This is a genomic window from Enterobacter sp. LU1 (assembly GCF_008271405.2).
In the GTDB taxonomy this organism is placed as follows: Bacteria; Pseudomonadota; Gammaproteobacteria; order Enterobacterales; family Enterobacteriaceae; genus Enterobacter; species Enterobacter hormaechei_C.
Genome location: NZ_CP043438.2, coordinates 3,031,519 through 3,055,858, shown reverse-complemented (window position 1 = coordinate 3,055,858; position 24,340 = coordinate 3,031,519). Strand labels below are relative to the sequence as shown.

Genomic DNA, 24,340 nt, shown 5'->3' with positions numbered 1-24,340 from the left:
CCGGTTTCCGGCCCTTTTGTTTTGCGCAAGCAGACAAGTGAACGTTGCGACAAGCCGCGTTTACCGCTACCTTAACCACATTCTTTTTGACCCCGACGGCGGAGCCTCGCCCCTTTGAAATACCTCGTCTCCTTTCGTACCACGTTAAAAGTCTCTCGCTATCTGTTTCGGGCGCTTGCGCTACTGCTATGGTTGCTGGTGGCACTGCTCTCGGTGTTTTACATCGTTAACGCGTTACACCAGAAGGAAGCGGAGATCCGCCAGGAGTTTAACTTAAGCTCGGATCAGGCTCAGCGCTATATCCAGCGCACGTCTGACGTGATGAAAGAGCTTAAGTATATTGCTGAGAATCGACTCACGGCGGAGAACGGCATTCTTGCTATCCGCGGTCGGGATGAAAAAACCGAAGTACCTGATTTCGAACCGCTCTTCCCGGACTCCGATTGTTCCGCCATGGGCAAAGCCTGGCGTGGTTCACTGGAGTCCCTGTCATGGTTTATGCGCTACTGGCGCGATAACTTCTCGGCCGCCTACGATCTGAACCGCGTCTACCTGATTAGCAACGAAAATCTCTGCATGGCGGATTTCGGCCTGCGGGATATGCCCGTCGAACGCGAAGATGCGCTGAAAAGCCTGCATGAGCGCATAGTTAAATACCGCAATGCGCCTCAGGAAGAGCGCGGGAACAACATCTTCTGGATAAGCCAGGGGCCGCGCATGGGCGTCGGCTATTTCTATGCCCTGACTCCGGTTTACCTCGGAAACCGCCTGCAAGCGCTGCTGGGGATTGAACAAACCATCCGCATGGAAAACTTCTTCACGCCGGGCAGTCTGCCGATGGGCGTGACCATTCTGGATGAAAACGGCCATTCGCTCATCTCCCTTACCGGGCCTGAAAACCGCCTGAAGGTGGAGCCCAGCTGGATGCAGGAGCGGTCATGGTTTGGCTATACCTCCGGGTTCCGCGAGCTGGTGCTGAAGAAAAGTTTACCGCCATCGTCGCTGAGCATTGTCTACTCGCTGCCGGTGGACAAGGTGCTGGAGCGCATTCGCATCCTGATCCTTAACGCCATTTTGCTGAACATCGCGGTAGGCGTCGCGCTGTTTATGCTGGCGAGAATGTATGAGCGGCGGATCTTTATTCCGGCGGAAGCGGATGCTCAGCGTCTGGAAGAGCATGAGCAGTTTAACCGTAAAATTGTCGCCTCGGCGCCGGTGGGGATCTGCATCCTGCGTACTCAGGACGGGACAAATATCCTCAGTAATGAGCTTGCCCATAACTACCTGAACATGCTCACGCATGAAGACCGCCAGCGGTTAACGCAGATCATCTGCGGTCAGCAGGTTAACTTTGTGGATGTGCTGACCAGCACCCACACCAACCTGCAAATCAGCTTCGTCCATTCGCGCTACCGCAATGAAAACGTGGCCATTTGCGTGCTGGTGGACGTCTCTGCGCGCGTGAAAATGGAAGAGTCGTTGCAGGATATGGCGCAGGCGGCGGAGCAGGCCAGTCAGTCGAAATCGATGTTCCTCGCGACCGTCAGCCATGAGCTGCGAACGCCGCTGTACGGCATTATCGGTAACCTCGATCTGCTCCAGACCAAAGAGCTGCCGAAAGGCGTCGACCGGCTGGTGACGGCCATGAACAACTCGTCCAGCCTGCTGCTGAAAATCATCAGCGATATTCTCGATTTCTCTAAAATTGAATCCGAGCAGTTGAAAATAGAGCCGCGCGAGTTCTCCCCGCGCGAAGTGATGAACCATATCTGCGCTAACTACCTGCCGCTGGTGGTGCGTAAACAGCTTGGGCTGTACTGCTTTATCGAGCCGGATGTGCCGCTGACGCTGCATGGCGATCCGATGCGTCTGCAACAGGTCATCTCAAACCTGCTGAGCAACGCCATCAAATTCACCGATATCGGCTGTATTGTGCTGCACGTCTGTCGGGCAGGGGAGTACCTGACCATTCGCGTGCGCGACACGGGTGTTGGCATTCCGGCGAAAGAGGTCGTTCGCCTGTTCGATCCGTTCTTCCAGGTGGGAACCGGCGTCCAGCGTAATTTCCAGGGGACCGGGCTAGGTCTGGCGATTTGCGAGAAGCTTATCAGTATGATGGATGGAGATATCTCCGTCGATACAGAGCCAGGCATGGGCAGCCAGTTCACCATTCGTATTCCGCTCTATTCGGCGCACTATCCGGCGAAAACCACCGTCGACGGGCTGAGCGATAAGCACTGCTGGCTGGCGGTGCACAACGCCTCCTTACATGATTTCCTGACCTCGATGCTGACCAGCAGCGGCGTGCGGGTTTCACGCTACGAAGGCCAGACGCCGGACGCGGATGACATGCTGATCACCGACGTTGAGCCGGAGCAGGCGTGGGCGGGGCGCGGCGTAGTGATGTTCTGCCGCCGTCATATCGGTATTCCGCTTGAGCATTCGCCTGGGGTATGGGTGCACAGCGTGGCGACACCGCACGAGCTGCTGGGCTTGCTGGCGCGTATTTACAGCGTGCAGCTTGAGGACAGCGACGGCGCCACCGTGCTGGCTTCCCCTGATGAGCTGGCGTCGGTGAACGACGATATGATGATTCTGGTCGTCGACGATCATCCGATTAACCGTCGTCTGCTCGCAGATCAGCTTGGCTCTCTGGGCTATCAGTGTAAAACGGCCAATGATGGCGTGGATGCCCTGAATGTCTTAAGTAAGAACCATATTGATATTGTGCTCAGCGATGTGAACATGCCTAACATGGACGGCTACCGTCTGACGCAGCGTATCCGACAGCTGGGGCTGACGCTGCCGGTGGTGGGCGTGACAGCCAACGCGCTGGCGGAGGAGAAGCAGCGCTGTCTGGAGTCGGGAATGGACAGCTGCCTGTCGAAGCCGGTCACGCTGGATGTACTGAAGCAGACACTGTCCGTGTATGCGGAGCGGGTACGAAAAGCGAGACAATAAAAAAGGCCCGAAAGGGCCTTTTTTATGTACCCGGCGGCGCGGCGCTTGCGCGGGCCTACGGGGTCTGTAGGCCGGGTAAGCGCGAGCGCCACCCGGCGTAGACAGCGAAGATCAATCTTTGTCCGTTGCGCTCAGCGTCACGGAAGAGAGATAGTTCAGCAGGGCGATATCGTTATCCACACCCAGCTTCATCATCGCGGATTTTTTCTGGCTACTGATGGTTTTAATACTGCGGTTCAGCTTTTTGGCGATTTCAGTGACCAGGAAACCTTCAGCGAACAGACGCAGTACTTCACTCTCTTTAGGCGAGAGACGCTTGTCGCCATAGCCACCCGCACTGATTTTTTCAAGCAGGCGTGAGACGCTCTCAGGAGTGAATTTTTTCCCTTTCTGTAGCGCCGCCAACGCTTTTGGCAGATCGGTAGGTGCGCCTTGTTTCAGCACAATCCCTTCAATATCGAGATCCAGAACGGCGCTCAGGATCGCCGGGTTATTGTTCATGGTCAGAACAATGATCGAAATGTCCGGGAAGTGGCGTTTAATGTATTTGATGAGCGTGATCCCATCACCGTACTTATCTCCAGGCATGGAGAGATCGGTAATGAGCACGTGCGCATCAAGTTTAGGCAGGTTGTTAATGAGGGCTGTGGAATCTTCAAATTCACCGACTACATTCACCCACTCGATCTGTTCAAGTGATTTGCGAATACCGAACAGTACAATCGGATGGTCATCGGCAATAATTACGTTCATATTGTTCATGTATAAGGCTACCTTGCTACAGCAAGCTCTTGACGTAAGCGTCAATGTCGCTGATGTATTTTTCAATGCCAGAGGCATCTTTCTCACGAATTAGATGTTCCAGCGTTTCACATAACTGCTTGCCGGGAACCAGATTAAGCATGGCAAACACCCCTTTAAGCCGGTGTGCTGTCTGTGCCAGCGCTGCAAAATCCTGCGCAGCGGACTCAGTATACAACCGCTTAACATCATCTGGTACTGTATCAACGAAGAGCGAATAATATCCGCTGGCATGGAGTTCGGCATTTTCATCGCCGCCTAACGGTGACTCCAGGATCTCTTCCTGCGCCAGATTCTCTTCAATCAGTTGTAATACAGCTTCCTGCATTGCATTGCTCATATTAAAGTTGACGCGCAGCTGCCCAGGGCCGATTTTCCGCACGCCTGGCTCATCATCGCTTAAAAGCAAGCCTGAGGCAGTAAGATTAGACGGATTATCAGTTAAAAATAGATCAAATTCTTGACTCGCGAGCCTTTCGTCCGGGGTAATGCAGGACGCCCCCCAGTTTTCCAGCTGACGAACGACGATATTACGGATCTCACTGGAGGTCACATCCACCATCACCACCACATCGTCCAGCAGACGCTCTTCATCCTCTTCCTGGGGATTCGCCGCCATTTTCACGTGTAAAGAGTAGCGGGTGCCGAGGGATTCGCGCGCCTTGATGTTCAGATGACCGCCCAGCTTACGCGCCAGCTGATCGCAGAGCCAGAAGGTGAGGGCATTCGCCTTGCCGTAGTGGTCGCGCTGGGTATCGTTCAGGAACGGGAAGTGCAGGTTATCAATTTCGCTCACTGTGACGCCTTCGCCCGTATCCAGAATGCGGAACGTCAGACGATCGTCGGTGGACTCATCGGTGCTGACTTCAAGGGTGATCTTGCCGATCTGCGTCGTGGTGACGGCATACTGTATCAACATCATCAGGATGCGACGCAGGGCATCGCGATCGCCGTGACGTTCGTCGTTGGCCGGTAAATGGTTGTTGATCAGCAGCTGGAGTCCCTTGCGCTTGATCACCGGCAGGACTTCCGGCACCACCTCATCAATCAGGTCCTGGATGGAGAAGAGCGTAGGGGTGCCCTTCCAGATATCATTTTCCAGCATGTTCGCAAGCTGGATTTCGTCCACCAGACGAACCAGGGAGTCGGCCTGGCTGCTGAGCTGTCGGCTTTCCGGCGTGCTCAGATCAGCAATCTGCGTGGCGAGTGACTTCAACGGTTGTTTAAAGGCATCGCCAATATTTTGCATAAACGCCGCGCGGCCATGTTGGTTTTTCTCGTACAGCCTTTGCGCCTGCTTGAGCTTTTTATTTACCAGCACTTCGCGATCCTGATCGCGAATGATGAAGATTTGCGTGCGCGAGGCGACCTGACTGCGGAACTGGCGGATCTCATACAGTTCATTATTAACGGTGGCCTGAATAACGCCCTGGTGCTGGTCCGCCATGGCCGTAATATTTTGCAGGTTAAGATGCGGCAGAAGGTGATCGGCAATTTTATTGCTCATTACCGTGCGGTTAGCCTCCTGGTCGTGAACGAGCACCCCAAGCGGTAGCACAGAAATAATCTCTTCATTCAGGGCACGAAGAATGCGCAACTCGTTGCTGGTCCCGGCTGATACCGACGTCGAGTCGCTCTGGCGGCCCGACTGGAAACGGAAGGTGCTGTAGCCAAACAGCGCCAGCGCCAGCAGGCCAATATTCAGCAACAGCGGCAGCAGAATGTTTTGCAGAGTATCAAGCATCAGGGTGCCAAAAGGCACCTGCCACACCAGACGCATACCGGTTGAGTTGAGCGATGAGGCAATCTCAATCTTTGAGCCATTAAAGGAGATCGCTACGCTGTCCGCGCCTTCTTTATCCGACGGCGTGCGCATATTTTGGGTGCTGTTGTCTGGCTCCAGACGGAAACTGTCCAGCGGCATATCCGGTGGGATGAGATCGTTAATCGGCAGGTCGAAGGCAACCACGGTCGCCAGATGGCCCGGCTGGTTAAAGGTGGTTCGCAGCGTAAAGTAGTGGCCATTCTGCCAGGCAAGACGGCGTAGTGACGAGAAACTTTCTCGCTCGTCCAGCGCGTTGGCCTGTTGCAGCATTTCTGCCCGACGGGAATCCACAATACTGCCAACGGTGGTCTCTTTAAAGCCGGACGAAAGATCCTTAAGCGGCAGGGTCGAGATCAGGATCATGCTGTTGTCCTGACCGTTCAGGTAATACATTGACCACGGTACGGTCTCGGCGCCCCACAGGGTGTCCAGATAGGAGGAGATCCGCTGCGTCATCTCAAGCGTTGCGCTGTCGTGCGAGCCGAAAATCAGGGCTTCCGTCTTGCGCTGCGGTTTTTCAAGGTAATACACATCCTGCTTAAGGCGCGTTTCCTGCAACCCTTCGCCTGACGAGGTGGCAGGCGCGGCAGCGATGTTGTCGTAGATTTGCCAGGTCGCATAGCGCCACGTATCAATGCGCTTATGCACCGCATGGGTGATATCGACGATTTGATAGCTTTTATCTTTAAGCCAGGTATTAACGGCGCTCTGAACCATCACCCCCATTGTGACTAACAGCACAACGATCAACAGAAGAAAGAAACGGGTGATGCTGCCCGGTAGAAGGGAGAATTTGCTCGGGGCGGTAGTTTCAGTCTGACTCATCGATGTGTTTAACCCGTAATGGCCGCGCGGTAATGGGATAGGGCAGTATAAAGGGTAATAACTGAATTTCCAGCGTCGTTAACGGTATGACCTTGACTTTTTATCCGGGTAAGCGGCTTCAACGTCCCCGGATGAAAGGTGTACAAAACCCCGTGAAATGTATAAATACGCGATCGCACCGGCAGGAAAATAGCACGAATAAACAAGAAATTAATTTCAATAGCATAAAAAAGAATTCAGTGAAAGCCGGATGCTGGATTTAGTTAATAGTCGTTATCATTTCTGAGGGGTAGCACATAAAATGTAGGCTGACGTAAAGAAAGGTAAAAAAAAACCGAATGCGAAGCATCCGGTTCAATTAGGGATAAACAGACATTCAGAACTGAATGACGGTAATAAATAAAGTTAATGATGATAGCGAGAGTTATTTTAGTGGTGTTGAAGGGAATTTTTTTGTCATTCAGTGCTGTACTGTTTTTTAAGCTAATCACTTGTATTAAATAGAATATATTTTTGTTTTGATTATCCGTGCTATATTTTTAAACTATTTATGCTCTGTAAAAGTTCCTTCAAATTTACAAATTGAAACATGTTGATGGTAAAGTGAAACATCTTCAAAGTTTTCGTATCATATTCCTGTTGGATTATTCTGCATTTTTGAGGAGAATGAACTTGCCGACTGGTTAAGAGGGTTGACCAGTAAGCAGTGGTAAATAATAAGGCATATAACAGAGGGTTAATAAAATGAAAGTTAAAGTACTGTCCCTCCTGGTACCAGCTCTGCTGGTGGCAGGCGCAGCAAATGCGGCTGAAATTTATAACAAAGACGGCAACAAATTAGATCTGTACGGTAAAGTGGATGGTCTGCACTATTTCTCTGATGACGACAGTGCAGACGGCGACCAGACCTACATGCGTCTGGGCTTCAAAGGCGAAACTCAGGTTAACGACCAGCTGACCGGTTACGGCCAGTGGGAATACCAGATCCAGGGTAACTCTGGTGAGAACGAAAACAACTCATGGACGCGTGTGGCGTTCGCAGGTCTGAAATTCGCTGATGCGGGTTCATTCGACTACGGTCGTAACTACGGCGTTGTTTACGATGTGACTTCCTGGACCGACGTTCTGCCGGAATTCGGCGGCGATACCTACGGTTCTGACAACTTCATGCAGCAGCGTGGTAACGGCTTCGCGACCTACCGTAACCAGGACTTCTTCGGTCTGGTTGATGGTCTGAACTTCGCGTTGCAGTACCAGGGTAAAAACGGCAGCCCAAGCGGCGAAGGCCAGACCAACAACGGTCGTGACGCGCTGCGTCAGAACGGTGATGGCTACGGCGGCTCTCTGACCTACGATCTGGGCGAAGGCTTCGCTATCGGTACGGCAGTTACCAGTTCTAAACGTACTGCTGACCAGAACGCTGCGGGCTACTACGGTGAAGGCGATCGCGCAGAGACCTACACCGGTGGTCTGAAATACGACGCGAACAACATCTACCTGGCTGCACAGTATACTCAGACTTACAACGCGACCCGTGCGGGCGACCTGGGCTGGGCTAACAAAGCGCAGAACTTCGAAGTGGTTGCGCAGTATCAGTTCGACTTCGGTCTGCGTCCATCCGTGGCGTACCTGCAATCTAAAGGTAAGGACCTGGAAAACGGCTACGGCGACCAGGATCTGCTGAAATATGTTGATGTTGGCGCGACTTACTACTTCAACAAAAACATGTCCACCTACGTTGATTACAAAATCAACCTGGTTGATGAGAACGACTTCACTCGCGCAGCAGGTATCGGTACTGACGATATCGTCGCGCTGGGTCTGGTTTACCAGTTCTAATTGCTCATACAGCGACAAAGGGGCCATCAGGCCCCTTTTTTCATGCTTTTTTAGGGTCTTACAAATACGCTGTTTTAGTGTACTCTTGCCGCCCTGGCATGAGGATAATAACCAATGGATATGACTTTTTTACGCGCCAGCGTTCTGGCGACTTTTTTACTCCTGACCGCGTGTGACTCTTCCACACAGCCCGCAAAAATCGACGCACCCGCCGCGACGGTGCTGGAAGGGAAAACCATGGGGACCTTCTGGCGCGTCAGCGTGATGGATATTGATAAATCCCGCGCTGAAGAATTACGCGGTAAAATTCAGGCGCAGCTGGATGCCGACGATCAGCTACTCTCTACCTATAAAAATGACTCAGCGCTGATGCGTTTCAATCGCTCCAGCAGCACCTCGCTGTGGCCGGTGAGCGAAGCGATGGCCGATATCGTCACGGAATCCATGCGCGTGGGCTACAAAACCAACGGCGCAATGGATGTGACCGTGGGGCCGCTGGTGAACCTGTGGGGATTTGGCCCCAACAAGCAGCCGGTGACTACACCCGATCAAGCCGCCATCGACGACGCCCGCGCCCGTACGGGGTTACAGCATCTGGCGGTGATCTCCCAGTACGGTCAGCAATACCTGCAAAAAGATATTCCCGACCTGTTTGTCGATCTCTCCACGGTAGGCGAGGGGTATGCTGCGGATCATCTCGCGGCCCTGATGGCGCAGGAAGGCATTCCGCGTTATCTGGTTTCCGTCGGGGGCGCGCTCGTCAGCCGGGGCATGAACGCCAGCGGCAGGCCGTGGCGAGTGGCCATCCAAAAACCAACCGATCAGCAGAACGCGGTGCAGGCGATTGTCGACATCAACGGGCACGGTATCAGCACCTCCGGAAGCTACCGCAACTATTACGAGCTGGATGGCAAACGTATCTCGCACGTGATTGATCCGCAAACCGGACGCCCGATTACCCACAACCTGGTGTCCGTGACGGTGATAGCCCCAACCGCGCTGGAAGCGGATGCCTGGGATACCGGATTGATGGTGCTCGGCACGGAGAAGGCCAAAGAGGTGGTGCGTCAGGAAGGGCTGGCCGTCTATATGATCACCAAAGAGGCTGACGGATTTAAAACCTGGAGTTCGCCGCAGTTCAACAGCTTCCTGGTGAGCGAAAAAAATTAAAAAGCAAGGTTGCGGGTTTTTGTTCGGTGGCGTTCAGGCAAGCTGAGCGTATGCTTGTAAGAGGAGCCGATGATGAAAAACACAACCTATCTTACCGATGAGGATCGCTGGCAGGCCGTACTGGCCCGCGATCCGCGTGCGGATAACCAGTTTGTCTTTGCCGTGCAGACGACCGGCATTTATTGTCGTCCGTCCTGCCGCGCCCGCCACGCGCTGCGTAAAAATGTCTGCTTTTATCCTGATGCTCACCAGGCCGCGCAGGCGGGTTTCCGCCCCTGTAAGCGCTGTAGGCCGGACCAGGTCGACCCTATGGCGCAGAAAAAGGCCAACATTGCGCTGGCCTGTCGACTGCTTGAACAGGATGCCGCGCTGAACCTGGAGGCACTGGCGCAGCAGGTTGCCATGAGTCCGTTCCATTTCCACCGCTTGTTTAAATCCGTCACCGGCATGACGCCGAAAGCATGGCAGCAGGCCGCGCGTGAACAACGCCTGCGCACCCTGCTTGCACAGGGCGGTAAAATCACCGACGCCGTACTGGCCGCTGGCTTTCCGGACGGCAGCAGCTACTACCGTAAAGCCAACGGCGCGCTGGGCATGACGGCAAAACAGTACCGCAACAGAGAGGCTGCGGTCCGCTATGCCATCAGTGACTGCTCGCTGGGCCGCTGTCTGGTGGCGGAAAGCGAGCGCGGGATCTGCGCAATACTGCTGGGTGATGACGACGCCGGGCTGACGGCTGAGCTGCTGTCACTGTTTCCGCTTGCCGTCCGTGAACCGATGGAAGGCGCGTTTGCCGGGCGTGTTCGGCAGGTTATTGCCTCTGTCGACAGCCGCGCGACGCCGCTGACGCTGCCGCTGGATATCCGTGGTACCGCCTTCCAGCAGCAGGTCTGGCAGGCGCTGCGGGCTATCCCCTGCGGTGAAACGGCAAGCTATCAGCAGGTGGCGAAGGCCATTGGTAAACCCAATGCCGTACGTGCCGTGGCGGGGGCCTGCGGTGCCAACAAACTGGCGATAGTCATCCCCTGTCACCGCGTGGTGCGTAACGACGGTGCGCTGTCGGGTTATCGCTGGGGAGCAGCGCGTAAGATGCTATTGTTGAAACGTGAGGCGAACAACCCGGAGGGATAATGCTCGATCTTTTTGCTGATGCTGAACCCTGGCACGAGCCGCTCGCGCCGGGGGCGACGATCCTGAGACGCTTCGCGCTTTCTCGCGCGGCGGCGCTGTTCGACGGTATTGATGCCGTTACCGCTTGTTCACCATTTCGCCATATGGTTACGCCAGGCGGGTATACCATGTCCGTGGCGATGACCAACTGCGGCGAACTGGGATGGGCGACGAATGAGCGGGGCTATGTATATGCCGCGAACGATCCGCTGACGGATCAGCCGTGGCCGCCGATGCCGGAGGCGTTTCAGGCGCTGTGTCATGACGCCGCCGTGGCGGCCGGCTATCCTGATTTTCGACCCGATGCCTGTCTTATCAACCGCTATGCCGTTGGGGCAAAGCTCTCCTTGCATCAGGATAAGGACGAGCCGGACCTGCGCGCGCCGATCGTCTCGGTATCCCTTGGGCTGCCCGCTGTCTTTCAGTTTGGCGGCCTGCGGCGCAACGACCCGCTCAAACGGCTGATGCTGGAGCATGGTGATGTGGTGGTCTGGGGCGGTGAATCACGGCTTTTTTACCACGGTATTCAGCCGCTTAAACCTGGCGATCACCCGGTGGCGGGGGCATTTCGCTACAACCTCACGTTCCGTCAGGCGGCATACAGAGAATAAAAATAAGAATTATTCTTGATGTGTGTGAAAGGCAGTTTACACTGCTGGCTGATTTTTCTTGTCCGGATTGCTCTGCATGCAACTACTTCTTCTTGTCTGGCGGCAGTATCGCTGGCCTTTTATCGCGGTGATGGCGTTAAGCCTTGCCAGCGCGGCGCTGGGGATCGGCCTGATTGCCTTCATTAACGTGCGTTTGATCGAAATGGTCGACACGTCACTCTCCGTCCTGCCGGAATTTCTGGGTTTACTGCTGCTGCTGATGGCAGTCACGCTCGGGTCACAGCTGGCGCTGACCGCCCTCGGCCACCATTTCGTTTTCCGTCTGCGCAGTGAGTTCATCAAACGGATCCTTGATACTCAGGTGGAACGCATCGAACAGCTGGGAAGTGCCTCTCTGCTGGCGGGGCTGACCAGCGATGTGCGCGCCATTACCATCGCCTTTGTGCGCCTGCCGGAGCTGGTGCAGGGGATCATCCTGACATTTGGCTCGGCAGCCTATCTCGCCTGGCTCTCCAGCAAAATGCTGGCGGTAACGGCGCTGTGGATTGTTATTACCATCTGGGGCGGGTTCCTGCTGGTATCACGCGTCTATAAGCACATGGCAGTGCTGCGCGAAACGGAAGACAAGCTCTATAACGATTATCAGACGGTGCTGGAAGGGCGCAAAGAGCTGACGCTGAACCGCGAGCGTGCCGAGCATATCTTCAACCATCTTTATATCCCGGATGCGCACGAATATCGTCATCACATTATCCGCGCCGATACGTTCCACCTGAGCGCCGTGAACTGGTCCAACATCATGATGCTGGGCGCGATTGGCCTGGTGTTCTGGATGGCGAACAGCCTGGGGTGGGCGGATACCAACGTGGCGGCAACCTACTCCCTGACGCTGCTGTTTTTACGCACGCCGCTGCTGTCGGCCGTTGGCGCACTGCCGACGCTGCTGAGCGCTCAGGTGGCCTTCAACAAGCTGAAGAAATTCGACCTTGCGCCGTTTAAGGCTGAGTTCCCGCGCCCGCAGGCCTTCCCGAACTGGCAAACGCTGGAGCTGCGTAACGTTACCTTCCGCTATCAGGATAACGCCTTCTCCGTAGGGCCGATAAACCTGACCATTCATCGCGGCGAACTGCTGTTCCTTATCGGCGGCAACGGCAGCGGCAAATCTACGCTGGCGATGCTGCTGACGGGCCTCTACCAGCCGCAGGCGGGTGAAATTTTGCTGGATGGTAAAGCGCTGAGCGCGGAGAAACCGGAGGACTACCGCAAGCTCTTCTCGGCGGTATTTACCGACGTCTGGCTGTTCGACCGGCTGCTGGGACTGGAAGGGCAGCAGGCGGATCCGGCGCTGGTGGAGAAGTGGCTTGCGCACCTGCAAATGTCGCACAAGCTGGAGCTCCAGGATGGTAAAATCCTGAATCTGAAGCTGTCGAAAGGGCAGAAGAAGCGCGTGGCGCTGCTGCTGGCCCTGGCCGAGGAGCGTGACATCATCCTGCTGGATGAGTGGGCCGCCGATCAGGACCCGCACTTCCGTCGCGAGTTTTATCAGGTCCTGCTGCCGCTGATGCAGGCGATGGGAAAAACCATTTTTGCCATCAGCCATGACGATCACTACTTCATTCACGCCGACCGTCTGCTGGAGATGCGCGACGGCAAGCTGAGCGAGCTGACCGGCGATGAGCGCGATGCGGCGTCACGGGACGCGGTGGCGCGTACGGCCTGATTGCAATTGTGCCGGGTGGCGCCCGGCACACTAATTTTTCATATATGCCGTTTTTTTCTCCATCCCGACCCGCCGTTTATTCTTATTTACATATCCCCGCGCTATGCTTAACGCCAACTCATTTAATGGATTTATGATTGATGTCGGTATTAAAGAAAAACAGCGCCAGGCAGCGTGACCAGGAGCGTGCGCGGCTCATCTGGCTCCTGACGACCGATAAAGCGGTTACGTCAACGTTATTGGGTAAGCTAACCCTGGCTGAGCAATATGATGTCGGCACGCTGGCCGACGATATTGCTGAGGTAGGTGCGCTGGTTGCACATTTACCGCCCCCGGACCTGGCGGACACCCTGGAGGCATTGCCTTCCGAAGAGCGCCACGCCCTGTGGCGGCTGGTGCAGGATCACGAGCGCGGTCAGGTATTGCTTGAAGCCTCGGAAAACGTCTGGGATGACCTTATCGATGAGATGAGCGACCGGGACATCCTTGACGCCCTGCAAACGCTGGATATCGATGAGCAGATTTACCTCGTTCAGCATCTTCCGCGCAACCTGACCGGACGCCTGCTGGCTTCCCTGCCTGCTGAAGAGCGGGCGCGCGTGCGTCAGGTAATGCACTACGAGAAAAACAGCGTCGGCGCGATCATGGAGTTTGGCGTCATCACCGTGCGCCCGGACGTCACCCTGGGTACGGTGCAGCGCTATCTTCGTCGCCTGGGCAGTATGCCGGACAACACCGATAAACTGTTCGTCACCTCGCGGGATAAAACTCTGCTCGGGGAGCTGGAGCTGAAAACGATCCTGCTGAACAGCACCCAGCAGCGGGTGAGTGAGGTCATGGAAACCGAGCCGATGGTCTTCTCGCCGGAAGACGATGCCGAAAAAGCGGCGCGTACCTTCGAACGTGATGACCTGGTGAGCGCGGCGGTGGTGGATTCGGTGGGCAAGCTGATGGGGCGTCTGACCATCGATGAGATCGTTGACGTGGTCTATGAAGAGACCGATAACGACCTGCGTGCCCTTGGCGGGATCAGTGCCGAAGATGACGTTCATGCCTCCGTCGGCAAGGCCGTCAAAACGCGCTGGGCGTGGCTCGCCATCAATTTATGCACCGCGTTCGTGGCGTCCCGCGTTATTGACGGCTTCGAACATACCATTTCCCAGCTGGTGGCCCTGGCGTCGCTGATGCCGATTGTGGCGGGGATCGGCGGGAACACCGGCAACCAGACTATCACCATGATCGTTCGCGCCCTGGCGCTGGAAAACATTCAGCCGGGTAATTTCTCGTGGCTGATTTTCAGGGAGATGGGCGTCGCGCTGATTAACGGCCTGGTCTGGGGCGGCATCATGGGCGGCATTACCTGGTGGCTGTACGATGATATGGCGCTGGGCGGGGTCATGATGCTGGCGATGGTGCTGAACCTGCTGGTGGCGGCGATGATGGGCGTGATTATCCCGTTGACCATGACCCGGCTGGGGCGCGACCCCGCGGTGGGGTCGAGCGTGATGATCACTGCCATTACCGATACCGGCGGTTTCTTTATTTTTCTTGGACTGGCGACGATTTTTCTTCTGTAGCACGCGCTTTTTGCTTAAGTCGGGCAGGGAGGATGAACATCATCACAATCCCGCCCAGCACGCCAATCGCCAGGTTGCCGGTGGAAACCGTTGCCACAACTGTCACCAGCATCACGACGGTTTCAGCCACCGGCGCGTTTTTCAGCGTTCCGGGCTGAACGCTATGCCAGCTAAAGGTCTTGACGGCCACAATGGCCATAATTCCCGCCAGTACCGCCATCGGAATTTTGGCCATCACCTCGCTGAGCGCCGTAACCAGCACCAGCAGTACGATGCCCGCCGCAAGGGTGGAGATACGGCTTCTGCCTTTCCCCATCTCCACGTTAACGATGGTCTGCCCAATCATCGCGCAGCCCGCAATGCCGCCGTAGAACCCGGCCATAATATTGCCCACGCCCAGCCCGATGCTCTCGCGGCGCTTACTGGAGGGGGTAGCGGTCAGCTCGTCCACCAGTTTTGCCGTCAACAAGGATTCCAGCAGGCCAACGAAAGCGATACTTAGCGCGCACGGCCAGATGATGCTCAGGGTTTCCAGATTGAGCGGCACCAGCAGTTGCGTAAAGCCCGGCAAACCGCCACCCATGGAGCCTTCATCCCCTACCGTCGGCAGGATTTGCCCGCTGGTGACGGTGAACAAAGTCAGCAGCACAATGGCAATCAGCGGGGAGGGCACGCTTTTGATATAGCGTGGCACCCAGAGCACAATCAGCAGCGTCAGCACGAACAGGCCCACAATCAGCGGGCTTCGGCTCCAGAAATGGGGCACCTGGGCAAAGAAAATCAAAATGCCAAGGGCGTTAACAAACCCGGTCATCACCGACTGGGGAATAAAGCGCATCAGCCGCGCCATACCCAGCGCGCCGAACAGGATCTGAATCACGCCTGCCATCACCACCGCGGGCAGAATGTACTGTACGCCGTGTTGATGGACCATCGGCCCAATCACCAGCGCGACGGAACCTGCCGCCGCCGTCACCATGGCCGGACGCCCGCCGAGCAGGGAAAGGGCGAAACAGAGCACCACGGAGGCGATAAGGCTCACTTTCGGATCCACGCCCGCGACCACGGAAAACGAAATCACTTCCGGGATCAGCGCCAGCGCGGTGATCACACCGGCCAGGGTTTCGCGCATCAGACGGTGAGGCGAACGTAAAACAGTGGCGACATGGCCTTCTTGAGGTACAGACGAGTGGGGTAATGACATAACAATTCGCTGGTAGGGGCAGGCTTCCGTGCGCGCGATCACAAAGTGCAGCATGATAGCCAGGAAAATCGTCGGGTGCCAGCCTGTCTGCCAAATCCCTACAAACAATCCATCATTAAATTTCACAATTACAATAATTTCGTAACCTTTAAACAATATTTAAAAGTTGCTACCGTGCCACCGCAGCGTGTTTCACCTGTAATTTCCACGCATCAAGCACTATTCAACTAAGGCATAAATGATGAAAAAAATGACTGCCGTGCTCTTTTCTCTGGCCGTGGGGCTGAACGCCGTCTCGATGGCAGCGAAGGCTGACGCACCAAAAGAGCAGGAAACGGATGTCCTTTTAATTGGTGGCGGCATCATGAGCGCCACGCTGGGAACGTATCTTCAGGAATTAGAGCCGAACTGGTCCATGACCATGGTCGAGCGCCTCGATGGCGTGGCACAGGAAAGCTCTAACGGCTGGAACAACGCCGGGACGGGGCACTCGGCACTCATGGAACTGAACTATACGCCGCAGAAAAAGGACGGTTCCATTAGTATCGAGAAGGCGGTAGAGATCAACGAAGCGTTCCAGATCTCACGTCAGTTCTGGTCTCACCAGGTGAACAGCGGTGTGTTGCACAATCCGCACTCCTTCATCAACACCGTACCGCACATGAGCTTTGTGTGGGGCGATCAAAACGTCAACTTCCTGCGCGCGCGCTACGCTGCCCTGCAACAGAGCACGCTTTTCCGCGGGATGAAATACTCTGAAGATCACGCTCAAATCAAAGAGTGGGCGCCGCTGGTCATGGAAGGCCGCGATCCGAACCAGAAAGTAGCGGCGACCCGCACTGAAATTGGTACTGACGTTAACTACGGTGAAATCACCCGTCAGCTGGTGTCCTCTCTGAAGAAAAAAGAGAACTTTAACCTGCAACTCAGCTCCGAAGTGCGTGGTTTCAAGCGCAACGCGGATAATAGCTGGAGCGTGACCGTTGCCGATCTGAAAAACAACGAAGCCGAGCATGTGATTAAGGCGAAGTTCGTGTTTATCGGTGCGGGCGGCGCGGCGCTGAAACTGTTGCAGGAGTCCGGCATTCCGGAAGCAGACGACTACGCGGGCTTCCCGGTTGGCGGCCAGTTCCTGGTGTCGGAAAACCCGGAAGTGGTTAACCGTCATCTGGCGAAAGTGTACGGTCAGGCCTCTGTGGGCGCACCACCGATGTCCGTTCCGCATATCGACACCCGCATGCTGGACGGTAAGCGCGTAGTGCTGTTCGGGCCGTTTGCCACATTCTCCACCAAATTCCTGAAAAACGGTTCCCTGTGGGATCTGCTGAGCGCGACCACGACGTCAAACGTTAAGCCAATGATGGACGTGGGGCTGGATAACTTCGATCTGGTGAAATACCTGATTAGCCAGGTGATGCTCTCTGATGAAGAACGCTTCGAGGCGCTGAAAGAGTACTATCCGCAGGCGAAGAAAGAAGACTGGCGTCTGTGGCAGGCAGGTCAGCGCGTGCAGATTATCAAACGCGATCCGAAAGAGGGCGGCGTGCTGCGTCTGGGCACCGAAGTGGTAAGCGATAAGGATGGCACCATTGCCGCGCTGCTGGGGGCATCTCCGGGGGCGTCTACCGCTGCGCCAATCATGCTGCACCTGATGGAAAAAGTGTTTAAGGACAAAGTATCCAGCCCGGAATGGCAGGCGAAGCTGAAAACCATTATTCCATCCTACGGTACGAAGCTGAACGGTAACGTTGAAGCCACGGAACAAGAGCTGGAATACACCAGCCGCGTTCTGCAACTGCAATACGTCAAACCGCAGGCTGCGGATGCTGCGCCTAAGGCAGAGCTGAAGCCTCAGGCGGAAAGCAAGCCGGTAGCGGATATCGCGCTGTAAGGTAAACGCAAAACGGTAACATCCGTTACCGTTTTTAGTGTTTTCTCCCTCTCCCGGTGGGAGAGGGTTGGGGTGAGGGCACCAGAACGCACCCTTTCCTGGTCGGGTAAGCGAGAGCGCCACCCGACTTATTATTAACGAACTACCGCTTGTCCTACCGTCTCATCCGCCTTCCATACGCGATATTTCACATCCACGTTTTCCGGCGTGTATACGACGATCGGCAGCTTGCTGTTATAGCGCAGCAGACTGTTATCACCCAGATACGCGGTAATAAATTTCTTCTCTTTCTTGCCGTCCGGGCACGCCATCATGGTGGAGACTGGCGAGGTTACTTTGTCGAAGACATAGTAGTCATAGCCCCAGCCTTCCAGCGTTTTGCTTTCCAGCTGGCCGCCCAGGCGATGCTGGTTGCAATCCACTTCCAGCGTCTGGCCGATTAACAGCTCAACTTTGAAATTTGCTTCATCCTGCTGAGCCGGGAGCTGAATAACCTGGCGCTTCATCCCTTTGTCCGCTTGCGGATACGGAGCAACTTTTTCCAGCGGCTGCTCTTTCCGGGTTTCGCTGGCGAAAGCACTGGTGCTGGCGCACGCAGCGGCGATGAGGGCGATGGCAAATTTAGGTGCGTTTTTCACTGTCATTCCTTTTTGTTAAAACGATCCTGGAAAGACTAACATATAGTACGTGAATAGTTGGCGCAATTTACTCATATTTTCATTTTAAATGGAGTAATACACTGCTTTTATGTTTATTTATTGGTGTTTAATGCTGTGTTGGAGTCGATGCGGCAATCGTGTTATTTTACGCGTTAATTATTGTTATTCATCTGTAAAGGGAGGGGAGATGGTACGGGAAAAACTGAAGACACCTGAAGGCCGCAAGTTCCTGCTGGCGTTACTGGTTGTGTTTATGATTGCTGCTGCATGCGTGGGGCGAGCAACCATTGTCGGTGTGATTGAGCAGTACAACATCCCGCTCTCTGCCTGGACAACCAGCATGTTTGTCCTGCAATCGGCGATGATCTTTGTTTACAGCCTGGTGTTCACCGTGCTGCTGGCTATTCCGCTGGGGATTTTCTTTCTCGGTGGGCGTGAAAAGCACTAAGCATTGTGCATGCGGAGAAGGGCAATAAAAAACCAGCCATAAGCGGCTGGTTTTTTTGTGTAGTTTTGGTCGGCACGAGAGGATTTGAACCTCCGACCCCCGACACCCCATGACGGTGCGCTACCAGGCTGCGCTACGTGCCGACGCATAAAAGGAATACTACTCGATTCCTTTTTGAATGCAAGGGGCAAGCAACGCTAACTGATTCATAAATAATCAGTTAGCGATAAAGCGCTTCTCGTCTGTCAGCACCTGCAACAGCAAACTGAGCTGCGGTTTCTGGTCTTTCAGCTTCTCACCTTCGAGGTTATACGTCTGGTAATTGCCGTTGCTGTTCAGCACCAGGGACAACGTCGGCGTGGTCACCACCAGCGTGTTTCCGCCAGCAGCCGTGACCCAGTTATGACGCCGCGTGGCGCTAAAGAGGTCTTGTCCCTGCGAGTACTCAATGGCCGGTGTGCTGACGTGCAGCAGCCGCTGCATTAACGTGGTCATGACGTCCTTATGGTCGGTGAGCATGTTGATGCGCTGCGCGGGAGTGCCCGGCCAGTGGATGACCAGGGGAACATGCAGGTTCGGACGCGACCAGTCCATGGCCTTCGCCTCGTCGCCGAGCGGCACGCCATGCCCCGCCGTGATAATCACGACCGTATTGTCCAGCTTACCCGCGTCGCGCAGTGCGGTCAGCACGCGGCCGATCTGCGCATCGACATCACCCGCCGCACGGCTATAGCGGCGCGCGAAGCCTTTCTGATTGCTGTCATCAAGCGTTGTGCCGTTAAACGCAACCCAGGAGAACCAGCGGTTATCTTCCTGCGCATAGCGCTTCAGCCAGTCTATCCACTGGTCAGCGGTCCGATCGTCAGACTGGCTCTGCGCGGCGGGCAGTGAGAAATCAGACAGCAGCGCCTGGCGGTACAGCGAGCTGTTGAAACCATCAGAGGCAAACAGCCCCAGCTGGTAGCCCTGCTGATTAAGCCCGGTAATCAATGCCGCCGGAATACGGGCCGACAGCACGCCATCCATATAGCTCGGTGAAATGCCGTAGAACAGGCCGAAAATACCCGCGTCGGTCGAATTACCGGAGCTCATATGCTGAGTGAATACGATGTTGTTTTCAGCGAATTCAGCCAGCGCTGGCATCTGCTTCTCATAGCGGGAATAGTTCAGGCCATCGACGGTAATCAGCAGCACGTTCTGACCGCGTCCCATGTCACGATATTTCAGATCGCTCAGGGGATACTGCACGCTGACCGCTTCCGGATTACCCTGTTCGACCAGACGACGCTGATACTCCTGCGCGTCCAGCAGGCCGTGTTTTTCGAGGAAACGACGCGCCGTCATCGGATAGGAGAGCGGCAGGTTCGCGCGCTGCATGGTAATCGGGCGGTAGAAGTTCGCATCTGCCCAGATATACATCAGGTGCGAACCGATAAATGAGGCGAAAAAGAGCGCCGCGACGGGCTTCGCATAATGGCGGCGTCGGGTCAGACTGCGGAGTTTTTGCCAGCTCCACGTGGCGAACAGCATTTCGATCAGCAGGATAATCGGCACGCTGATAAACATCAGCTGCCAGTCGCGCGCGGTCTCGTTCTGATCCGGGTTAATCACCAGCTCCCAGACGACAGGATTCAGGTGCAGGTGGAAGCGGGTAAAGACTTCGCTGTCGATCAGCAACAGCGTCATGCCCGCCGTCGCAAGAATGGCGGACAGGAAGCGCATCAGCCGCTGCGACATGACGATAAATGTCAGTGGGAACAGGATCAGCAGATAGGTGGCGAAGACCAGAAAGCTAAAGTGACCAACAAGACTCATCCACGAGTAGATGCGCCCGGTTAACGTGGTTGGCCAGTCCGCCACAAACAGATAACGGCAGCCGAGCACCATCGCCAACAGAATGTTGAACAGGGCAAACCAGTGCCCCCAGCTGACCATCTGGGAGACTTTTTCACGGTAGCGCTGACGATTCGTCACCATAAACTGTTGTTCGTTTCCCTTAGTGTGCCTGGTCGTCGCTAACGGAGGACTGCAAAGCCTGGGCGAAAGATTTGGCGATCGCCTGACGCTGAGCCGGAGCAACGCTGGTATTGATCAGGTTGGTAACCATATTTCCCAAAACCATCAGGGAGAGATCGGTTGGCGTTTTATGTTTTTCCAGTACGTTGACCAGCTCACTGAGCAATTGTTCAACGTGTTCGTCACTGTAGCGGGAATGTTGTGGCATAAATCAAAATCAGTTTGTTGAGAGAAGGGCGACATATTACCGTAGCAACAGCTTTTTTTCCCCTTTTTTATCTTCTGTTGCACACATGCGTTGGTGGTGGTTGAATACCGCCCGGTCTAAAAGGAGAGTTTATCATGAGTCTGGAAATCAACCAGATTGCCTTGCACCAGCTTATCAAGCGTGATGAGCAAACCCTTGAAGTGGTGCTGCGCGATTCGTTACTGGAACCAACGCCTACCGTTGTCGAGATGATGGCGGAGTTGCATCGCGTCTACAGCGCGAAAAATAAAGCCTATGGCTTGTTCAGCGAAGAGAGCGAACTGGCGGATAGCCTGCGCCTGCAACGTCAGGGCGAAGAGGATTTCCTGGCATTCAGCCGCGCTGCTACTGGCCGTCTGCGTGACGAGCTGGCGAAATATCCCTTCGCCGATGGCGGTATCGTCCTGTTCTGCCACTACCGCTATCTGGCGGTAGAGTATCTGCTGGTCACCGTGCTGAATAACTTAAGCAGTATGCGCGTGAACGAGCAGCTGGATATCAGCTCAACGCACTACCTGGATATCAACCATGCGGATATTGTGGCGCGTATCGATTTAACCGAATGGGAAACCAACCCGGAATCAACGCGCTATCTGACCTTCCTTAAAGGCCGCGTGGGCCGCAAAGTGGCGGATTTCTTTATGGACTTCCTCGGCGCCAGCGAAGGGCTGAATGCCAAAGCGCAGAACAAAGGTCTCCTCCAGGCGGTGGATGACTTTACGGCTGAGGCGCAGCTTGATAAATCTGAGCGTCAGACCGTGCGTCAGCAGGTTTACAGCTACTGCAACGAGCAACTACAGGCTGGAGAAGAGATTGAGCTGGAGTCGCTGTCCAAAGAGCTGGCAGGCGTCAGCGAAGTCAGCTTCCAGGAATTTACTGCGGAAAAAGGCTATGAGCTGGAAGAGAGCTTCCCGGCGGATCGCAGTACGCTGCGTCAGCTGACGAAATTTGCCGGTAGCGGCGGTGGGTTAACCATTAACTTTGATGCCATGCTGCTCGGGGAACGTATCTTCTGGGACCCGGCCACCGACACGCTGACCATTAAAGGCACACCGCCGAATCTGCGCGACCAGCTTCAGCGTCGCACTTCAGGCGGTAAGTAACAGCCATAAAAAAACCCCGCAAACGCGGGGTTTTTCTCGACAGGTTTGCGATTACGCGCGAACGAAGTCGATGTGAGTCAGTTTTGGCTTGAACGCGTGACGCTGAACAGCCTGAACTTTCACTTTTTCTTCTTTACCGTCAACAACGATGGTCAGAACTTCGCTGTAGAATTCAGCTTTGTTCTGCATGTTCCATACTTTGTCGTGATCCAGTTCAATAGCAACTGGAGCAGCTTCGCCACCGTAAACGATAGCCGGGAACTTGTTTGCGGTACGCAGGCGGCGGCTCGCACCCTTACCCTGCACGTTACGTACTTCTGCTTCGATAGTGAACATTGATTTCTCTCTGTATTTAAAACCCTACTACAGGCGACCCAGCAGCAGGTGAGTGTTCTGCCTCACGGATGTGAAGCGGGCGGCATTTTATACTCAAATGGCTCGCGCATCAACGAAAAGTCCCGTTAACCGCGCAATTCGTTTGCCCGGCGAAAGCGTCCTTCATAGTCAAAGACCTTCTCACGCACCTGCCAGAACTGCCCTTTTTTACGGGCGACAACAAAATCAGGATGGCGCAGTAACGCCTGCTGGCGCACGATATCGGCCACGGTTATCCAGCGCAGCGGCACGCCAGGCGTGCGGGTATGCGGGCGGATAAAGAGCTGCTCGAACGCGGTGCGCTGGGCGGGCGTCTGGACCCGGAACCGCTCGCTGACGTCTGCGCCATCCTCGTCGTAGTAGGTAATTTTTAGCCACTCGCCTTTTTCATCCGCGCCGGGCTGTAAGGCCATGCCGGAACAGCGCAGCACCAGCGCATCTTTCAGCTTCAGCGCCGCTTTCAGCATGTCGTCCGGGTCGACCAGGACCGTGTCGCACTCCCGACAGCGGCGGGCGGCAATGTCGTTTTCGGCATTGCACTGCGGGCAGTTTTTGAAGCGGAAGCGGAAGTCACACTGTTCGCGATGGCCTTCATCGTCTTCAAACCAGCCCTGACAGCGGCGGCCAAAATGTTCGATCAGCGTGCCGTCGGCGGTGGTTTTCCCCCAGAAGGTGTTGGCAAACCCGCAGGCAGGGCAAAAAACCTGAACGGGCACGTTGTCGCTCTTGCCTTTTGGCGTGCCGACTTCCGGCGAATAGAGATCGTGCGGGTTACCGGCGTAATCAAGGATCAGACAGTCGGTTTTGCCCGGCGCCAGACGCAGCCCGCGGCCAACAATCTGCTGATACAGGCTGACGGATTCCGTCGGGCGAAGAATCGCAATCAGGTCGACGTGCGGGGCGTCAAAGCCGGTGGTTAGTACGGAGACATTCACCAGATAGCGGAACCGCTGAGCTTTGAAGTCCTCAATCAGGCTGTCGCGCTCCAGGCCGGGGGTTTCACCGGTAATTAACGCCGCGTCGTCGGCGGGCAGCAGCCCCGTAATTTCGCGCGCGTGTTCGACAGTGGCAGCAAAAATCATCACCCCTTTGCGCGTTTGCGCGAACTCTTCAATCTGGCTGATGATATGCGGCGTGATCCGCTTCTGTTTTTTCAGCTCATGGTTAAGATCTGCCTCGCTGAACAGCCCATTGCTCTGCGCCTGTAAGCGGCTGAAATCGTACTGCACGACGGGCATATCCAGCCGCTCCGGCGGCGTCAGGTAGCCGTGCTTGATCATGTAGCGCAGCGGAAGCTCATAGATACAGTCGCGGAACAGGGCCTTTTCATCGCCACGCACCATGCCGTGATAATGAAACTGATAAATCCAGCCCTTGCCCAGACGAAACGGCGTGGCGGTGAGGCCAAGCAGACGGAGGTGAGGATTCACCTTTTTCAGATGAGTGAGGATTTGCTGATACTGGCTGTCGTCGTCATCGCTGATGCGGTGACACTCATCGACAATCAGCAGGGAAAACTCGCTGCGAAACAGTTCCAGGTTGCGCGCAACGGATTGTACGCTGCCAAACACCACTTTTCCGTGGCTCTCTTTGCGCTTCAGTCCGGCGGCAAAAATGTCGGCCTCCAGGCCGAGCGCGCAATATTTGGCGTGGTTTTGCGCCACCAGCTCTTTGACGTGCGCCAGCACCAGCACGCGTCCGCGGGCCAGGCGCGCCAGTTCGGCAATCACCAGGCTTTTACCGGCTCCGGTCGGGAGAACGATGGCGGCGGGCTCCCGATGCTTGCGAAACCAGGCGAGGGTGGCATCAACGGCTTCCTGCTGATAGGGGCGTAATGTGAACGTCATGGCTTCTCTATTCAGTTAACTCGCATATAGTATGCCACGAAACTTTTTCCC

18 protein-coding genes and 1 tRNA gene are annotated in these 24,340 nt (G+C 55.3%); 10 read left to right on the top strand and 9 right to left on the bottom strand.

Features of this window, described 5'->3' with window-relative positions:
• Positions 1-114 precede the first annotated feature (114 nt).
• Positions 115-2,961, top strand: coding sequence for a two-component system sensor histidine kinase RcsC (gene rcsC, locus FZF21_RS14570; RefSeq protein WP_149121264.1), 2,847 nt, complete (start codon positions 115-117; stop codon positions 2,959-2,961).
• Between the two features lie 111 nt (positions 2,962-3,072).
• Here rcsC and rcsB read toward each other — a convergent pair whose 3' ends face one another.
• Complete coding sequence (rcsB, locus tag FZF21_RS14565) at positions 3,073-3,723, bottom strand: response regulator transcription factor RcsB (protein ID WP_003859405.1); 651 nt, start codon at positions 3,721-3,723, stop codon at positions 3,073-3,075.
• A 16-nt stretch (positions 3,724-3,739) separates the two neighbouring features.
• Positions 3,740-6,412, bottom strand: coding sequence for a phosphotransferase RcsD (gene rcsD, locus FZF21_RS14560; RefSeq protein ID WP_017383411.1), 2,673 nt, complete (start codon positions 6,410-6,412; stop codon positions 3,740-3,742).
• A 744-nt stretch (positions 6,413-7,156) separates the two neighbouring features.
• Between rcsD and FZF21_RS14555 the strand changes: the two genes are divergently transcribed.
• From FZF21_RS14555 to mgtE, 6 genes are all read left to right on the top strand, one after another.
• Entirely contained in the window at positions 7,157-8,251 is a 1,095-nt protein-coding gene (locus tag FZF21_RS14555) for a porin OmpC (RefSeq protein WP_039270334.1), read from the top strand.
• A 114-nt stretch (positions 8,252-8,365) separates the two neighbouring features.
• Positions 8,366-9,421: an FAD:protein FMN transferase ApbE gene (gene apbE / locus FZF21_RS14550; RefSeq protein WP_015572290.1), complete on the top strand. Its 1,056-nt coding sequence runs from the start codon at positions 8,366-8,368 to the stop codon at positions 9,419-9,421.
• Between the two features lie 72 nt (positions 9,422-9,493).
• Complete coding sequence (gene ada / locus FZF21_RS14545; protein WP_126805085.1) at positions 9,494-10,552, top strand: bifunctional DNA-binding transcriptional regulator/O6-methylguanine-DNA methyltransferase Ada; 1,059 nt, start codon at positions 9,494-9,496, stop codon at positions 10,550-10,552.
• Complete coding sequence (gene alkB, locus FZF21_RS14540) at positions 10,552-11,202, top strand: DNA oxidative demethylase AlkB (RefSeq protein ID WP_003859395.1); 651 nt, start codon at positions 10,552-10,554, stop codon at positions 11,200-11,202. Before ada ends, alkB begins: the two co-directional genes overlap by 1 nt.
• A gap of 76 nt (positions 11,203-11,278) precedes the next feature.
• Positions 11,279-12,922, top strand: coding sequence for a multidrug ABC transporter permease/ATP-binding protein (locus FZF21_RS14535; protein ID WP_149121265.1), 1,644 nt, complete (start codon positions 11,279-11,281; stop codon positions 12,920-12,922).
• A 140-nt stretch (positions 12,923-13,062) separates the two neighbouring features.
• Entirely contained in the window at positions 13,063-14,499 is a 1,437-nt protein-coding gene (gene mgtE, locus FZF21_RS14530; protein ID WP_006811337.1) for a magnesium transporter, read from the top strand.
• Here mgtE and FZF21_RS14525 read toward each other — a convergent pair.
• On the bottom strand, positions 14,462-15,757 hold the full coding sequence (locus FZF21_RS14525) for a SulP family inorganic anion transporter (RefSeq protein WP_033487472.1): 1,296 nt from the start codon (positions 15,755-15,757) through the stop codon (positions 14,462-14,464). The two genes, mgtE and FZF21_RS14525, sit on opposite strands and share 38 nt — an antisense overlap.
• Positions 15,758-15,944: 187 nt before the next feature.
• On the opposite strand from FZF21_RS14525, the gene mqo reads away from it, so the two are divergent.
• The gene (gene mqo / locus FZF21_RS14520; RefSeq protein ID WP_032103229.1) at positions 15,945-17,594 is read left to right on the top strand and encodes a malate dehydrogenase (quinone); all 1,650 of its coding nucleotides are present in this window, start codon (positions 15,945-15,947) and stop codon (positions 17,592-17,594) included.
• A 134-nt stretch (positions 17,595-17,728) separates the two neighbouring features.
• Here the strand turns inward: mqo and eco are convergent, their stop codons facing one another.
• Entirely contained in the window at positions 17,729-18,238 is a 510-nt protein-coding gene (eco, locus tag FZF21_RS14515) for a serine protease inhibitor ecotin (protein ID WP_015572295.1), read from the bottom strand.
• Between the two features lie 202 nt (positions 18,239-18,440).
• Here eco and FZF21_RS14510 point away from each other — a divergent pair, with 202 nt between their 5' ends.
• On the top strand, positions 18,441-18,701 hold the full coding sequence (locus FZF21_RS14510) for a DUF2534 family protein (RefSeq protein WP_006811332.1): 261 nt from the start codon (positions 18,441-18,443) through the stop codon (positions 18,699-18,701).
• A gap of 66 nt (positions 18,702-18,767) precedes the next feature.
• Here FZF21_RS14510 and FZF21_RS14505 read toward each other — a convergent pair.
• The 3 genes from FZF21_RS14505 to FZF21_RS14495 form a co-directional block, all read right to left on the bottom strand.
• A tRNA-Pro gene (locus FZF21_RS14505) sits at positions 18,768-18,844 on the bottom strand.
• 73 nt (positions 18,845-18,917) lie between these two features.
• On the bottom strand, positions 18,918-20,678 hold the full coding sequence (yejM, locus tag FZF21_RS14500; protein ID WP_047737432.1) for an LPS biosynthesis-modulating metalloenzyme YejM: 1,761 nt from the start codon (positions 20,676-20,678) through the stop codon (positions 18,918-18,920).
• Between the two features lie 19 nt (positions 20,679-20,697).
• Positions 20,698-20,925 carry a YejL family protein gene (locus tag FZF21_RS14495; RefSeq protein ID WP_001135586.1) on the bottom strand — a complete coding sequence of 76 codons (228 nt, stop codon included), beginning with the start codon at positions 20,923-20,925 and terminating at the stop codon, positions 20,698-20,700.
• A gap of 134 nt (positions 20,926-21,059) precedes the next feature.
• Between FZF21_RS14495 and yejK the strand changes: the two genes are divergently transcribed.
• Positions 21,060-22,067 (top strand): nucleoid-associated protein YejK, encoded by a 1,008-nt coding sequence (gene yejK / locus FZF21_RS14490; RefSeq protein WP_017693031.1) that lies wholly within the window; start codon positions 21,060-21,062, stop codon positions 22,065-22,067.
• Between the two features lie 51 nt (positions 22,068-22,118).
• Here yejK and rplY read toward each other — a convergent pair whose 3' ends face one another.
• Both rplY and FZF21_RS14480 read right to left on the bottom strand, forming a co-directional pair.
• Entirely contained in the window at positions 22,119-22,403 is a 285-nt protein-coding gene (gene rplY, locus FZF21_RS14485) for a 50S ribosomal protein L25 (RefSeq protein ID WP_015572298.1), read from the bottom strand.
• A 125-nt stretch (positions 22,404-22,528) separates the two neighbouring features.
• Positions 22,529-24,289, bottom strand: a complete 1,761-nt coding sequence (locus FZF21_RS14480) for a DEAD/DEAH box helicase (protein ID WP_015572299.1) — start codon at positions 24,287-24,289, stop codon at positions 22,529-22,531.
• Positions 24,290-24,340: the final 51 nt, after the last annotated feature.